At 40.8% G+C, this 16,846-nt stretch carries 5 protein-coding genes; all 5 read right to left on the bottom strand.

The window, feature by feature from the left end; translation table 11 throughout:
- Positions 1-5: 5 nt before the first annotated feature.
- From OLW01_RS13590 to OLW01_RS13610, 5 genes are read right to left on the bottom strand one after another with little or no spacing between them, the layout of a single operon-like run.
- Complete coding sequence (locus tag OLW01_RS13590) at positions 6-10,340, bottom strand: Ig-like domain-containing protein (protein WP_268074460.1); 10,335 nt, start codon at positions 10,338-10,340, stop codon at positions 6-8.
- A gap of 58 nt (positions 10,341-10,398) precedes the next feature.
- Entirely contained in the window at positions 10,399-10,848 is a 450-nt protein-coding gene (locus tag OLW01_RS13595; protein WP_268074461.1) for a hypothetical protein, read from the bottom strand.
- A gap of 2 nt (positions 10,849-10,850) precedes the next feature.
- A complete protein-coding gene (locus OLW01_RS13600; protein WP_268074462.1) occupies positions 10,851-11,408 on the bottom strand; it encodes a hypothetical protein in 558 nt (185 codons plus the stop codon).
- Positions 11,401-12,006, bottom strand: coding sequence for a hypothetical protein (locus OLW01_RS13605; RefSeq protein WP_268074463.1), 606 nt, complete (start codon positions 12,004-12,006; stop codon positions 11,401-11,403). Before OLW01_RS13605 ends, OLW01_RS13600 begins: the two co-directional genes overlap by 8 nt.
- A 10-nt stretch (positions 12,007-12,016) precedes the next feature.
- On the bottom strand, positions 12,017-16,621 hold the full coding sequence (locus tag OLW01_RS13610) for a carboxypeptidase-like regulatory domain-containing protein (protein ID WP_268074464.1): 4,605 nt from the start codon (positions 16,619-16,621) through the stop codon (positions 12,017-12,019).
- Positions 16,622-16,846: the final 225 nt, after the last annotated feature.

Raw genomic sequence — 16,846 nt, forward strand, 5'->3', positions numbered from 1 at the left:
ATCATTTACTCCGATGCAGTCGTAAAACGGCGAATACTTAAGTTACGGGTGTTACCAACAAAATCAGGAATATTATGGTAAAGCTCAATTGAGTATTGAGTTTCAGCACTCAGGTTTTCATCCGGTGTGAAAGTGATTGTATTGCCAGCCTGAGTGTAACTGCCGGCTACTTGCTCACCACCGGCTTTAATTGGCGGCATACTACGTAAATCAATCGCTTCATCCAATTCAATTATAATATTAGAGTCTAACGCAACATCTGTCGCATTATGCTCTGGTGTAATAGCACTTAAGCTAGGCGCAATTGTGTCTGAATCTGCCGAAACTGACGTAGTAAAGCTTAAAACATCCGCAGTGATTTCATTTCCAGCATAATCGCATAAAGTTAAAATACTTAAATCATAACTTGTATCTGTCGCTAAAGTAGCTTGTGGCGTTAAAATCACGGTTTGTCTGTCGTTTGCCAATGCAACGCTTGCACTCACTTGGTTGCCACCGTTGGATAACACTAGGTTTTGGCTAGGCAAACAAGCATCACTTAAACGTTCATCCATTTTAATCACAACACGCGCATTAACCGGAATATCCGTCTCATTATCGGCAATACTCGATATTGCGACTGCTGGTGAATCTGCATCTTGCGCTGTGCCAGTATCAAAATAGTGGAATCGGTTTTGCGCCACTCTATTGCCAGCCAAGTCAGTTAAATAAGGCGAGTATCCTACATATAAATAATGTCTGTTTTCAGCGGCTAAAGCTTCATCAGGGGTAAAGGTTAAGCGCAAGCCATCTGCTGAAATGCTCCAACTACCGCTCACTCGTGTATTGGTTGTGGTATTTTGCAAATAGAAAGTGGAAGCATCCACTGTTGCGCTATCTACCCGCTCACTCAAACTCACTTCCAATAATGGGTTTAATGGCACATTTTGGGCAGCATTTGGAATACTCCAGTTAACATCACTACCTTGAACTAAATCTGGCATATCACCTGTAGTAAAGCTAATAGACAAGTCATTTACTTGGCTATTACCACTCATATCTTTTACCCCACTCACATTTAAGCTGTATTCAGTATTTGCTACTAATAAAGATTTAGGCACTAAAGTTAACAAGGTGCGTGCTCGCGATAATGAAATATGGCTATTGATAACTTCCCCTGCCCGCATTAAACGAATGTCTGCGGTGGCTGTTGGGCTTAGCATTTCATTAAATCTAACATTTAACTTAGCATTTGTTGGAATCGCTGTTTGGCCATCAAATACACTGGTGTGCTCAATCACTGGGCCAGTTTCATCATCTGCAAAACCCGTGGTGAAATAGCGGAAGTGATTACCTAATAAATTACCACTTAAATCACGCATATAATAAGCATAAACATAATACTGGGTTGATTCTTCAAGCAGCTCATCTGCTATCAGTGTTAAGCGTTTTCCATCATCAGACAAGGTCCAGCTTGAGGCTATCGTTTCAGCAGTGATACTGTTATAAAAATAAACGCCTGAATCTGTCACACTAACTGGATCAATGGGTTCACTAAATACCCACTCAATCACAGGAGAAAGTGGCACATTTTGTTGATTATTTGCATAAGCAACATCAACTAGCGTTGGACGAACAAAATCAGGACCATCCAAAGTTGTAAAGGTGGATGAACTATCTGCCACTAGGTTACCCGCTAAATCAGTGAGCCCAGTCAAAGTTTCTGTTATTTCGCTTGAAGCCGGCAAGCTTAATAAATGATTATATTTAATCACTTGGTTATTCTCGCTAAATTGCACTCCCACTTTTTGATTGGTCGCAATGTCGAATAATAATGGATTGATTGCTTCATCAAACCGAGCTGAAAATAGCGCATTTATACCCACATCAACCTCTCCACTTGGAGGGCTCATGGCGATGATTTCAGGCGATCTGTCATCAGCAGCTGAATTTTCATCAGTATAAAAATACGTAGCATAATTGCTTGCTAATTGATCACCATCGGTGTCTAAAATACTGGCTGAGAACCATAAATAGTATTGATTATCTGTCACTAAATTTTCAGTTGGCACAACTTGTATAATCGTACCTGTGCTATCTAAGCTAATGGTGGTATCCAATACCGCACTAGCATTGGTGGTGTCATATAAAATCACAGTTTCAGACGTTAATGAGCTTTCATCAATAGGTTCGTTAACCGATGCTGTTAAAATAGGTTTTAAAGGTAGTCCTCTGGTACCGCTGTTAGGGTAATAAGCGGTAATTCGGGGGCGAACACCATCGCCATCGCTACTTTGTGCGGTTAACAAGTAGCCGTTATACGCATGCAGGGCATTACCAGCCGTATCTGTAACTGAGCTATTAAAATAAAAATCGACTCGAGCGGCTTCAGCAAAACCATCCGCTTTGCTGACTATTAAAGTACGGCCATCGCCTTTTAAGCTTAAATCAACTTCAACTGCTACCCCATTTTCGGCCACTATTAATCCATTTTCTAAGCTAGATTCGGCAATGGGTTCAGACGCATAAAAAGTAATTTCATTTAAGCCTATCCAGTCACGAGAACCATTAACTGGCACTTGTGCATTTATCCTAGGGCGGGCAACATCATTATTGCTTGCACCTGTAGTAAATGAACTCACAAACGGTGTAATTGAGTTACTGGACAAATCAGTTACGCCATCCGTTAATACTAAACTAATTAACGCATTAGCTGGTAAAGCAGCGGATAAGGTCATTTGTTGGCCATCGGCCGATTTGAAAATATTGGGATTAATGACAGCTCCATTATGAAATAGGGCTACATTACTGCTTGTTAATGAGCTTGGGTTCATTGCTTCATCAAAGCTCACCACTATGGTTGAGTTTGGACTCACATCGGTTGAGTCTGCGGCAGGAGAAACCGCTAATACACTGGGTGGATCAATATCCGTTGCATCTTGGGTATCAAAATAACGAGTACCCAGCCAATTAACATTACCGGCTAAGTCAGTTGCATTATAATGAAGTTGAACTGTATACCGAGTGTTTCCTTGCAATTGAATGCTTGGCGTAAAAGTGACCAAGTTTCCATTTACACTATATTCACCCGGTACGGTAATTCCGGCTCCAACAATAGGTGGCGCTGCGAGTTCATTAACTGTTTCACTGTACGTAATGATAATTTCATTTAAATCGACTGCAACTTCAGTTGCCCTATGCGCAGGTGAAATACTAACTAGGCTTGGCGCTTGAGTATCTTCTGTATCTGAACTTGAGGTTGTAAAACTCACCACATCTTGGCTTAACATATTACCTGCATAATCACACAGCCCGGTAAATGCTAAGGTGTATTCTGTATCTATTGCCAGATTTTGTTGCGTCGTTACCACCAAGTTTCTGCGGGTATTGTTTGCATCCGATAAACTAACCGAAATAGGTACCTCTGCACTTGCCGAAGATAAACTAACCGCTGCATTTAAGTTGCAGGTATTGTTAATCGGTTCGTCTAACATAATCACAATTTGTGGATTCACAGGCACGTCCTGATCATCTGTTGCTAAACTGGTTTGAGTGATAGTTGGTGCACTAGTATCTTGCTCACTACCCGTTGTAAAGTAACGGAATTGATTGGCCGCTAAACGATTGCCCGCCCAGTCGGTTAAATAAGGTGAATAACCTAAATAAATATAATGCACGTGGTTTTCCAACAAGTTATCGTCAGGTATAAAACGTAAACTCATGCGATCGTCAGCTACAATCCAGCTGCCAGCCACTCTGGCATTTGCTGTATTATCTTGCACATAAAAAGTGCTGCTATCAATGGTACTTGGGTCTACCGGCTCTACAAAATTAACTTGTAGCCAAGCGTTAGTGGGCACATTGCTGGTATTGTTATTAGCAAGGCTCCAAGCATCAACCCCTGTACTAATTAAATCTGCGGTTAAACCTGTGCTAAATTCAGCAACAAACTGACTGGCTTGCTCGTTGCCGCTAATATCAGTTATACCGCTCACTTCTAATCTATAGTTAGTTTCAGCCAGTAATAATTGTTTTGGCACTATGGTTAATAAAGTGCGGTTTCGACTTAAGCTGATATTCACTTCAACTGAATCACCAGATGCATCCGTTAAACTGACATTCTCAGGGTCAAACGGATTGACTTGCTCATCAAACCGTAAATTGAGTTTAGGATTAATAGGCACTCCGGTTAAGCCTGTATATACGGTTGAATCTGTCACTTGTGGTGGGGTTGAATCTTCAGCAAAACCTGTACTGAAATAACGGGAGTGATTGCCAAGCAAATTCCCACTTAAGTCTCTAAGCCCATATACATACTGGTAATATTGACGACCAATCAATAAGGCTTGATCGGACATTAAGGTAAGTTTTTTACCATCACTTGATAACTCAAATGAACTGCCAATGGTTTTGCGATCAAAGTTATCGTACAGGTAAACCCCTGCGCTGTTTAAACTAACAGGATCAATCGCTTCGCTAAAGATCCATTCAAGGGTAGGATTCAACGCAATATTTTGCTGATTATTACTAATAGCAGTGTCAATCACGGTTGGTCGAGTTAAATCTGGGCCTGCGCCAGTAGTAAATGTGGTGCTGGTTTCAACAATTGACAGGCCTGCTAAATCTTTCATCTCAGGCGCATTTTCAACTACTTCACTCAATGCTGCTAACGGGGCTAATTTATTATATTTAACCCGAGTATTGCCTGTTTCAAATTGAACATTTATAGCACCTTCTTGTTTAAATGAAAGAGGGTTAATTTGCTCATCTAAACTGAGAGCAAACAAAGTATTAACGCCTACTTGGGTTTGATCTAGAGGAGGGGTAAAGCTAAGCACGCCAGGCTGGCGATCATCCACAACAGAGGCTTCTCTGGTATAAAAATAAGTTGCATAATTACCCGCTAAATTATCTCCGTCATCATCTAAAATACTAACTGAGAACCATAAGTAATATTGATGGTCGGCTTCTAAATTCACATTTGGAGTGACTAAAATAATTTGTCCTGATTCATCTAACTCATAACTAACCCCAATAGAAGTATTGGTGGTGGTATCAGTTAAAGTAATTCTTTCATCTGTTAGAGATGCAGCATCTAAAGGTTCATTAAATTGCGCCATCAATAGCGGATTAAGCGGCACACCTTGAGTGCCTGAATTAGGGAAATAAGCATTAATTCTGGCTCTAGAGCCTATGCCATCATTAGGATCTGCCATATTAAAGTAACCATTGTAAGCATGCAGTTGATTACCGGCTAAATCAAGTGCGTTATTATCCCAATAAACCTGAATCAATCCACCTGCGATAAAATCATCGTCTTTACTAACTTTAATGATTCTGCCGTCGCCTAAAACTTCAATCTCTACATCAGCTAAAATACCATTTTCAGCCAAATGGAAAGCTTGCGCTAAGCTGGCTTCATCTACCGCTTCATTGGTGTAAAAATAAACTTCATTTAATGCTGACCAATTAGATGAACCGTTAGCAGGAATTTGTCCCACTATTTGTGGTCGAGTGTCATCTGTATCCAGCACACCTGTAGTAAACGAAACTACAAATGGTGTCATGCTATTCCCCGATAAGTCAGTAACAGCATCTGTCATGACTAAGCTAATAATAGAAGCATTTGGCATAGTAGTAGATAAAGATATTTCCCGACCATCAGCAGAGCGGCTAATGGTTGGGTTAATTACATTGCCATTGCTGTATAAAGCGATATTGCTGGCAACCAATGTACTTAAATTCATCGGTTCATCAAAACTAACCACTATAGTTTGCACCGGACTCACATCGGTAGAATCAGCCGCTGGCGAAATGGCTAAAATATTCGGTTGCTGGGTATCTTCGGTTGACTGAGTTTCAAAATATCGGGTGCTTAACCAACGAGTATTACCTGCTAAATCAGCCGCATTATAATGTAGCTCAACTGTATATCGGGTATTGCCAAGCAGCTCAATATCTGGGGTAAAAGTAATACTGCTACCATCAACAACATAAGTGCCAGGTACGGTTATGCCACCACCTTTAACAAGCGGTTTCGCTCGTTTATCAATGGCTTCATCAAATGTCATTACAACTTGAGTGCTAACCGAAATATCATTAGCGGTATGTTCAGGTGTAATACTTTGCAAAGTAGGTGCTGTGGTATCCGCTTCTTCATCTGAAGTTGTGGTAAAACTCAGTGAATAATCAGTTAACTCATTTCCCGAAAAATCACATAAACCATTCACTTGTAATTGATATTCAGTCGCCGCTTCAAGGCTCTCAACCGTATTGATAGTTAAAACAGTACGGCTATTATCTAAACTTGTAGTCAGCTCTATTTGAGTTTCACCTGCAGTTAAACTAACCGCTGAGCCAGTATCACATTGCCCGCCTAACTCTTGAGCAAAAACCAGCTCTATTTGGCCGTTAATAGGCACATCGGTATTGCCATTATTAATATTAGTCGCGCTGACAGCCTGCGCGCTATCATCAACCATCGCCTGAATGCCGGTTGAAAAATATCTGAATTGATTTTGCGCAACAAAATTGCCAGCTAAGTCTGTTAAATAAGGTGAGTAGCCGACATATAAATAATAACGACGATTCGTTTTGAGTGGGTCATCTGGCACATATTCAAGACGCATTGCATCATCAGATACTTGAATTTGACCCGCTACTCGCAATCGAGTTTGAGTATCGTACAAATAAAAACTGCTAAAATTGACTGTAGTTGGATCAATTTTTTCTGATAAATCGACCGTTAGCTGTGGATTTAGCGCCACATTTAAGGTGTTATTTCTGGGAATACTCCAAGCGGCCACACTACCAACCTCTGTATCTGATACATCAGAAGTTGAAAAGTTAATGGTGACTGGGTTAGCTAATAAGTTTGCACTTAAATCTTGTACCCCATCAATGATAAACTGATAGCTGGCATCTGGATTTAAATTTTGCAGTGGAGATAAAATAATGCGTCTTTTGTCTGCACTTTGTGCTCGCGTTACAGCAACTTCCGCACCTTGCTGATCTAAAATCTTAATTTCAGATAAAAACAGTGCATTTATTGCTTCATTAAATAATACAGATATTTTGGCATTAACAGGCACCATGTCATCGCCATCCTGAATACCTGTGTATTGAATTTGTGGTCCATCGCCATCTAAATCAAAGGCTGTATCAAACCGTCTATTGGTTCCTACCAATGGGTTTTCAAATAAATCTAAAATGGCACTTGTGATATACACATAATGACGACGACCCACTAATAAAGGTACATTAGGTGTAAATTGAATAGCGCTATTGTCATCCACTAACTCAATCACCCCATTTACCCGTAAATTACTTGACTGGTCTATCACATAAAAGCTTTCTTCAGTCACGGTTAAAGGGTCAATAGGCTCACTCAAAGTCACACTAATGCGAGCATTAACCGGAATATTAACAGCGCCATTGATAGGGCTAATATCAATCACAGTTGGGCGGTCTAAATCAACACAATTGCCCGTAGTAAATGTCGAATTAAAAGCTTCTGCCAATAAGTTTCCGGCTTCATCTCTTACATTCTCGATACTAAATTGATAGTCGCTGTTATCTTTTAATAAGCTAGATGGATTAAAAATAAGCTGAGTATTGGCTGCAGCCAAACTAGCTGCTCCATTAACACTAGCTTCACTATCACTGCTCAATGTGATATCGGCTAAATTAAGTGAACTGCGCAATAACGCTTCGTTAAATGTCACAATAACAGATTGGTTTTCGCAAACTTCGGTTGCATCTGCTGCCGGTTCAATTGAACTCACCATAGGGGCAGTAGTATCCGGATTTAAAGGATCTGTGCCTGCTGCAATTTCATCTCCGTCAGAAATTCCGTCGTCATCAGAGTCGTTATCGAGCGGATTAGTCCCTAGCTCGATTTCTTCACCATCTAGTACCTGATCATCGTCTGAGTCAGCATCTTCTGGGTCGGTATTCCAAGTAAAAACTTCTTCGTTATCGCCTAAACCATCGTTATCTTCGTCTGGCTCTATCATTAATAAAGCGAGGTTATCGCCTTGGTTATTACCAAAGTCGATTGCAGTCACCAAAATATTTAGCTCGTCACTATCATTAGGTACAATAATAGGCACTTCATAAGGGCGGGTTGTATCGGTAAAAATCAGCTCCCCGTTAACAGAAAAATTAACCGCGGCAACGGCTATATCATCTGTGGCTTCAGCTCTAACAATAACTCGGCTTGATTCAACCACAACATCGCCATCTAAAGGATCAATAATATTTACGCTTGGTGCTAAACCCTGAGTATCGTTTAAAATCCGGTACTGAGAAATATACAAGCGGTTTGAGCCTGTCGAATAAACAAACCCAGCATCTAGTGACAGCCCAACTGCATCTCTGTCACCAAACTGGCGAATATCTATAACACCTTGAAAAATAGAGTCTTCTGGATTAGCTATATTGACAAAAGGTACGGCATTTACAAATAAAATGTCACTAAAAAAAGCAAAGCCATTGGTCAGCTCAACATCTGATGGATAAAAGCGAGTATCACCGCCAATAATCATTGGCTGTTGTGGGTTCGAGATATTTAAAATTTTATAACCGCAGGTATAACAGGCAACATAAGCATAATCACCATCCATTACCACAGCTCGAATATTCCCAATATTAATACTGCCTAAGCGCATCGGAGATAAAATATCGGAAGTGTCAATCACAATGACCGATGAAGAGGTCGCCACCACCGCTTTATCATTTTGTACATCCACACCAATAATAGTACCCAGCGTGTCTAATTTAGATAACAAAACTGGCTCGGCACTATTTTGCACACTAATAATATCAAGGCCGCCTGAACTAGCCGCGACAAATACAGTGTCGTTTTGTACAGCTAAATCAACCGCAGTGCCGGATGTTTGCATATTAGATAATAACTGAGGCTCTGCAGGGTTACTCACATCCACAATATCCAGCCCAGCATTACCAACCGCAACATAAGCAATTGTGCCAACCACTTTTACATCATTTGCAGCACCAGAGGTAGCCAGTGTTGAAATAATTTCTGGAGAAGCTTTAGTGCTCGCATCAACAATATGCAATCCGCCTGTTGTCGCGGCAATATAAACATAATCGCCTTGCACATCGGTATCTTTCCCTATGCCGGTAAATTGAAGTGACGATATCCCTTCTGGTTGAAAACTCTCAACTACCACCGGCACTTCAACTGATAAATCGAATAAAGAAACGGTTACTGTACTTTGGCCTTCTTCACCACCAAAAATTTCACCGTCGTTTAAACCAAAGCTCACCACTGTTAAATCACTTGATGAATAACTGGTGCCGTTAGATTTTGCAGTTACGTTTAGCTGTTCGCCGCCTAGTAAATTAGCAGTCACTGTGAGTTGAGTGCTTACCTCACTATCAATCCCATTAAATGTCATTAATACATTGCTCGGCTGCACAGTAATCGAAGTGATTGCATCTTCATAATTTGCATCCGACCCATCAATTGGCGATGAACCTACGGTTAGTTCTAACAAATCAGGTAACCCATCAGCATCAGAATCACTTAACAGCGGGTTGGTAATAAAACCATCTTCACCTTCATTTAATTCTTCAAAGTCATCAATGCCGTCATCATCTGTATCTGAGTTATTTAAATCTGTGCCCGCTAAATATTCATCTAGCGCACTTAATCCATCATTATCTTTATCTTCAAATGCATCTGCCGGATCAGTTGGATCTAGTCCATTATCGGTTTCATAATCATCTGGTAAACCATCGCCGTCTTGATCACCGGTAAAGCTCACTTTAATCAACCGGGTGGCAACAACCCCATCTTTATTAGCGGTAATTAATGAGTTTCCGCTGCCTAATGCGGTTAATAAACCATTAGCGCTGACACTCACTTTAGCTGGATTTGAACTGGTATAATTGGTGCCAGACAAGGCCGTTGTAACATCATCCATTAAGCCATCAGGATAAACCGCTGTAACATTTAATTGATAATTTTGATTTAGCGTTGTTAAACTAATTTGGCTGGTTGCGGTAAATTGAATAGCACTCGGAACAGGCTCTTGCTCTGCGAAAAATATATCGCCCACCGGCGTAATACCGTTGGTAATTAAGTTAAAATATCCTGACTGGCCAGAAACCGTTGCACCGTTTTCATCAATACAGGTTGCCCTTGCTCTAACCGCGCCTTGATTAGATGGCACATTCGGCAGCGACCAGCCCCCATTAGGCGCAACTTGGATCGTGCGGTTTAAAATATTAACAACACAGTTTTCATCCAGCCCAGCCGCTGAAATATTAAAAGTAGCAACAAAAAAAGCATACATTGCTAATGAATAAATTCTGACTTTGATAAAATTTTTCATCGCTCTATACCGTGTTTTAACTGTATTAAAGCGTATGCCAAATTTCAGACAGCTAACCTCACAACCAATTCGCTACTTCGTCTTTTAATCTGATATTACGCTCACGATTTCCTACACATATATCTGAATCAATAATGTTAATTAACTTACTATTGATAACTAAATTTACGCTACCGCCTTTGGCAAATTGCCCTCGGCCATAATTCATATCAACCGCATCAATATCCACTAACGGATACCACTGCTCTTTTTTCCCGAGTATGCTTTTACTAATCAAACAAACCATTTTGCTTTTTTTATCAAACCGACTTAACTTATGTTTTTGCACAGCTAAAACCACCAAAGCAACCCCATTAAAAATCAAATAAAAATCGATGGCTATGGCTTGTTCACTGGTTAACGCAGCGCCCCAAAAAATGGCTAAAAATATAAAAACCACCCCCACAATACACTTGGGATAAGAGGTTAAAATAAGCTGTTGATCATCTTTTTTAACTACCTTTGCCATAATCAATAAACGCTCTGTTTAATCTGACGATACAAATCTGACTGCATAAAATTTTGATCTAAACGCCAGCGGCTGTCTTCTAATACTAAAGCTAATAAGTGATATTCCCTTTGCTGGTTAAGCAAATTAAATCCAACCAACACGGTTTGTTTAAATACAATAAAATCAACCAATTGAACTTTGGTTTGGTGATTAACTCTGGCTTTCCAGTAATTAAATAAACGTTTATCTTTATTTAAAACCAGCTTTTGATCCCAGTCATTTAGCGTCTCTTGTGTCCAAGTGCTCTTCCACCAAGCAAAGTCATCTTTTACAATGGCCGATAAAAACCGCACTACTTGCTGGTCTGCACCATTATTGACATCTCTTGCTGCCGGAACAAAGTTTTCAATCACTACATCCTGATATTTTTGCTGATGCAATTTATATTTTTGTACCAAAGTAAATGCTTGTTCACCTTGGTCTTGATAAGCAATATGCGTTTTCGCTTCCGCTAAAGACGAGATGCCAGTAGCAAACAAGAGCATAGCTATTAACCATTGCTTTCTTAAACTATTCATATCTCACTGTCTCCGTATCTAAACCCGACACCCATGGACTCAAACGTAATAACGGGCTTTTGCGTAAGTCTAAACTCACTAACCATTGTTGTTGCTGCTGATTAAATACAATAGGCACGTCTAAAAAGCTCTCTTTACCACTGGGTGCTGAGACGTTATAAGTAAAAATAATGTAATTTTGATATTTCACTTTATATTTCAATTTAATGCTTCTGCCGACAAACTGCTTTTTCCAAGTGTCTAACCAGTAATTTTGATCCAGCCCTTTTTTTTGATAAAAATTCAGAGCCAATTGTTTTGAGCTATCTTGCCAGGTACTTAACCACCAAGGGTAATTAAGCGAACTAATGGCCGAAAAGCGAGATACAAGCGCTTCTTCAGGTGTCGTTAACGACGCATATTTTTTCTGCAATAAGCGCAGTTTTTGTGGTGTTCTTTTAGGCACCCATAGTTGATACTCGTATTGAGTTTGTATAGTGACTTCAAACGGTTTAGGCTCGCTTGCTGGATAAGTCGGGCTTGCCCACAGAGCTTGCTGAGCAAGCCCTTGGTTTACAAAAAAGCTCCATATTAAAATCACACTCAATATTTTACCCACAACTTTCTCCTTAATTTGGCAACGGAATATTAATTAACGTAATGTCAGCCGAATTCACTAATACCCAAGACTCTGACGCCCCAATTTCAACCCAAGAGCCTTCTGCAACAATAACTTCAGCATTAAGCGTGACCCCATTGTGGCCAATTTTGCCGGATACTTTTTCGCAATCGACACCCGCTTGAATATTAATGCCAGTTTTTAAAGTGCCTTGTATTCTAATTAAATCACAAGGTCTGGGGTCGTTATCTGGGCCACACTCAGTACCGTAAGACGCAGGGTTTGGCACACTACCAAACGGACCACCACCAACGCCCATTTCACCTGTTACGTCACCACCCCAACAATTATCTTCCTGACACTCTCGTTTTGTTCGGCTAATAGTAAATTTACCGCCAAAACTCACGGTAAATCGAATGCCATAAGTCACTCCTATTTTTTTACCAAAAACCTTAAAGGTGTAATCACCCGACCACGGCGGAATAGTAGGCGTCCATGCATAATCCCAGCTTGGGAACACAACCGAACCTGCATCTTTTTCTTCCAGCGTCATCGCGCCATTTTTCTGAGTGCAGCAAACTTCTTTTTTGCTGTTACTTAACTCAAGTGATACTTCAGGTATTTTTTTATCTGCACCTAAGAAATCTAAAACTAGGTTAACGTCTGAGATAAAGTTTTTAACGCCGTTAAAAGCAACTGTGGTGCCGCCTAATTCATTGTCAGGTTTTTTAGTTTCTTTACCGTCTTTACAAATAATGCATTTATCATCATCTGGCACATGACCATCTGGTTTAGGCTCTGGGCCATCTGGGCCACAGGTAGTACATTTAGTTTCGTCGCCTTCATCTGCCATTTCGGTTGGCGTACCATCAACACATTGAATTGATTTACAATCGCCTTTTTCTTCATCTGCTGGTGCATCTGAATCATCGTTTACTTGTACAGCGCTGCCATCCTGACACTCTGGCTTTTTACAATCACCTGTTTCATTCATGCTGGCTAATCTGGGATCGCCACCGGCTGGCACACAATTACAGTCTCCATCACAGTCCTGACAAATAGGGCAATTATGCGCACAGCTTTGACCGCCCGGTTGTGAGCCACAATGCCAACCTGCTTTAATTACCCCAACCCCCGGATTAGAGACAACCAAAGTGCCATCTTCGCTAACCGAGCCTAACCCTATGGCAACAAATTCTTCCAAATCATGATCAAATGAATACATTTCAACTTGCGCACCGGGTTCATGCGCATCAACATTAGGCAAGGTTAAACGCGCTGGAGGGTCAAATTTAGTCCCCGTAGGTTGAATGGTGACAATAAATTGAGGTTGCATACCATTAGGCGGTGCCATAGGCACAGTGCCTGAATTAACCGGCGTGACTGAAATAAAGCCTTCTCTTGCTCCATCCGGAAAGGTGACTGAATCTTTTGCAATTTCCAATTTAAAGCCCGGATATGCATCTAACTCAAGCACTGCATCTTCTGGCCCAGCGTATACTGCATTGTCAGTATTGAGTTTAACCATGTAGATAGGAGCAGATAGCGGGTTATCGACACCTGATACTGTTACTAAGTTATAGCTCAGCGAAGGAAACTCGCCTTCAACCTCAGCGGTTGAGCCATCTGCAATTAAATGAACTGGGCCCACTGGAGCTTCGGTAATTTTAAATTGCCCAGATTCATCGGCTTTGGCTTCCCGAGTGCTACCTTCTACTCTAACAGTGACTCCCGGAATCGGTTTTTCTTGATTATCCAGCACCACACCACTAATAGTTGTCGACCCAGGATCTGCAGGTACAAAAGCAGTGGCACTAAAACCCGCGGTAATAGTTTGGCCGGTAGGTGCATCAATCAAAGTCGCTAATACACGCTGTGCATCTATGCCTGTTAATTTTCCTAATTTAAATGAAGCGGATGCTCTGCCATCTGAGTCTGTTGTTTTAGCAATGATGGTTTCATCATTGCTAAAGCTGCCATCACCAACTTTAACTTCAAATTTGACTCGGGCGTTAGGCACAACATTTGCGCCAGCATCGGTTACCACAACGACAAACGTTTCAGGCAAAACTTGACCTACCCCACCTCTTTGATTGTTGCCAGAATTAACACTTAATTTATTGCCAATTTGACCATTGGCTGAGGCACTGAATTGAACCTGACTGACATACCCAACAACGGCAGCCGTTACTTTATGGTTATTAACACCGGTTCTGGCACCCAGTTTAAAACGAGTGCTGGCCAGCCCATTTTCGTCACTGTTGATAGCTACAGCGCGGCCTTGAGTATCTGTACCTGAACCAACTACACCTGAGCCTTGGTTTACCCTAAATACAACGGTTGCATCTTCAACCGGAGCATCATTATCATCCAATACTACAACTTGTAATGGCGCATCCAGCTCTTCATTAATAATCGCGCTTTGATTTTGGCCTGCACTTAATTCAACTCGTTTACCAAGTAGTTTTTCGTATATCAGTTTAATGCTCAGGTTAGCAGTATTGCCCACCTGATCCGCCCCTGACACTGTGATGGTATTTTCACCTTCATCAAGGCTAATTTCGGTTGCTGCATAACTTCGATTTTGAATGTTGGCAGTATTCCCATTAACACTCACATTGGCTTGGTTTTGTTCAATAGTGCCGCGAACAATATCATTAACTAAGCCAGTCACCGTTATAGTATCGGTATAAACGGTTGCGCCGTCTTTATGAGAATCAATAGTTAAATAAGGGGGTGTTTTATCTAAAGAAACTGAAATGGTATCACTTTGTATAAAGTCACCTACATTGGCTCTGGCTTCTATGGTATTAAGCCCTTCGTCTAAACTTACTTGAGCACTAAAACTGCCAGCGGTATTACTCACCTCAACACCGTTTAATTTTATAATAGCGTTTGCAGGTGCCACTGTACCGGTAACTGTGATGGGTGATGTACCGACAGTTAATAATGACTCGGGCGAAGTGATATTAACCGCGACCTCAACTTCAAGCTCTTCATCATCAGGAATACCATTTCCATTGTCATCATCATCAGCCTGCAACCCTAAATCTAGGCAAGCTTGGTTACAGTCGTCCGGAATACCATCCATGTCGGTATCAATTAAATCGCCAATTGAGATAAGTGGAAAACCATCCTCATCATCTAAAATTGAATCGCCATCATCATCAGTATCAGCATTATTGCCAACGCCATCCATATCAGTATCAAGCGATTCATCTTTATCTAACGGAAATGCATCATCGGCATCGGCTACAGTATCGCCGTCATCATCGGTATCTGCGTTATTACCCACGCCGTCCATATCTGTATCAAGCGATTCATCTTTATCTAACGGAAATGCATCATCGGCATCGGCTACAGTATCGCCGTCATCATCGGTATCTGCGTTATTACCCACACCGTCCATATCTGTATCAAGCGATTCATCTTTATCTAACGGAAATGCATCATCTGCATCGGCTACAGTATCGCCATCATCGTCAGTATCGGCATTATTACCAATGCCATCCATGTCGGTATCAACACTTTCTGTTGGATCAAACGGAAATGCATCTAGCGTATCTAATACCCCGTCTTTGTCAAAATCTTGGTTTTCACCGCCAATTTTTATTAAATTTTCATCCTCTAAAATGCTATTTAAGGTTTGTTCAATTAAATCCGCATTTTGACTCACAATAAAATCGTCAAAGGCCTGACTTGCAGCGCTATCGGTTAATAAAGCTAAAGTATCGCTCACCCCATCAGGCAAATTATAATCTTGATTATCCACCACTATTTTCACCAAAGTGGCTAATCTGAGTTTGGTTTGCACATTTAAATTAGTTAATAATTGATTAAGCTCAGCTTCATCAGAAATCGGCTCTCCGGCTTTGACTATTTCGAGCAAAGCCGCTTCTGCGGTAGTGACATTAGTTACATTTAAAGAAAAATTATCTTCGGCAGATAACATCTCATTGTCACCAGCTTGTGCTTTTAACGTGGCAAATGAAGGTAGCTGAGAAACAAACTTAACATTAGGATGGGTGTCAGGGTGGCCAGTTGCAATTAACTTAACAAGCTGATCAGTAAATTGCTGAGCCACAGATAAGGCTAATGAATAAACCCCATTATTATCTGTCGTCGCATTAAAGCTTTGTTCACCAATCATTGCCGTTACACTGGCATTTGCTATGGGTTCATCTGTCACCACGCCAGTTAAGGTTAAATTAATGGGCTGAGGTTTAATCACAAAGTTAAATTGATTGCTCGCAGATAAGCCCGCAAAGTCAGTAACCATCACTTTAATAGTCACATCCAATTCAGCCATTACATCTGGCGCGGTAAAGGAAACAGCATTGGTCGTTGTGTTTGACAATGTAATGTCATCGCCTTTTACCACTGACCACTGATATTTTGTAATACTATCACCGTCAGGATCCGTTGCGACAGCCGTTAAAGCAATTTGCTCAAATTCAAAATAACTGGCATTGCCCTGAATGTTAACTATGGGTGGACGATTGTCTGGTGGCTTGGGTTTTGAATCATCATTTTTGCTACACGCAGATAAAAAAAGCAGTGGCAATATTAACGAACTTGCTACCAAGCACTTAGATATTTGTTTTTTGCACCACATTTTGCTCTCCCAACCGTTTTCAAAAACCTTTTAGGTTAGTTATTTGAAAGAGATCCGATAACAACAAAATGGTCTGCTCTGAATCAAATTATGAGCCTACAAGGCTATATTTTGATTACAGTTAAGCTGGGTAACGAGATATAGTTTAAACGGCAAACTACATGACACATCTGTACCTATACTAGGTTAAACAATCCAGTAAATATCGGAGAGTTTTGCTTGACT

Source organism: Catenovulum adriaticum (assembly GCF_026725475.1).
In the GTDB taxonomy this organism is placed as follows: Bacteria; Pseudomonadota; Gammaproteobacteria; order Enterobacterales; family Alteromonadaceae; genus Catenovulum; species Catenovulum adriaticum.

What these genes read in the sequence shown, in the direction of transcription:
- OLW01_RS13610 (WP_268074464.1), bottom strand. Translation starts at nt 16,621, where the DNA reads ATGTGGTGCAAAAAACAAATATCTAAGTGCTTGGTAGCAAGTTCGTTA.
- OLW01_RS13595 (WP_268074461.1), bottom strand. Translation starts at nt 10,848, where the DNA reads ATGGCAAAGGTAGTTAAAAAAGATGATCAACAGCTTATTTTAACCTCT.
- OLW01_RS13600 (WP_268074462.1), bottom strand. Translation starts at nt 11,408, where the DNA reads ATGAATAGTTTAAGAAAGCAATGGTTAATAGCTATGCTCTTGTTTGCT.
- OLW01_RS13590 (WP_268074460.1), bottom strand. Translation starts at nt 10,340, where the DNA reads ATGAAAAATTTTATCAAAGTCAGAATTTATTCATTAGCAATGTATGCT.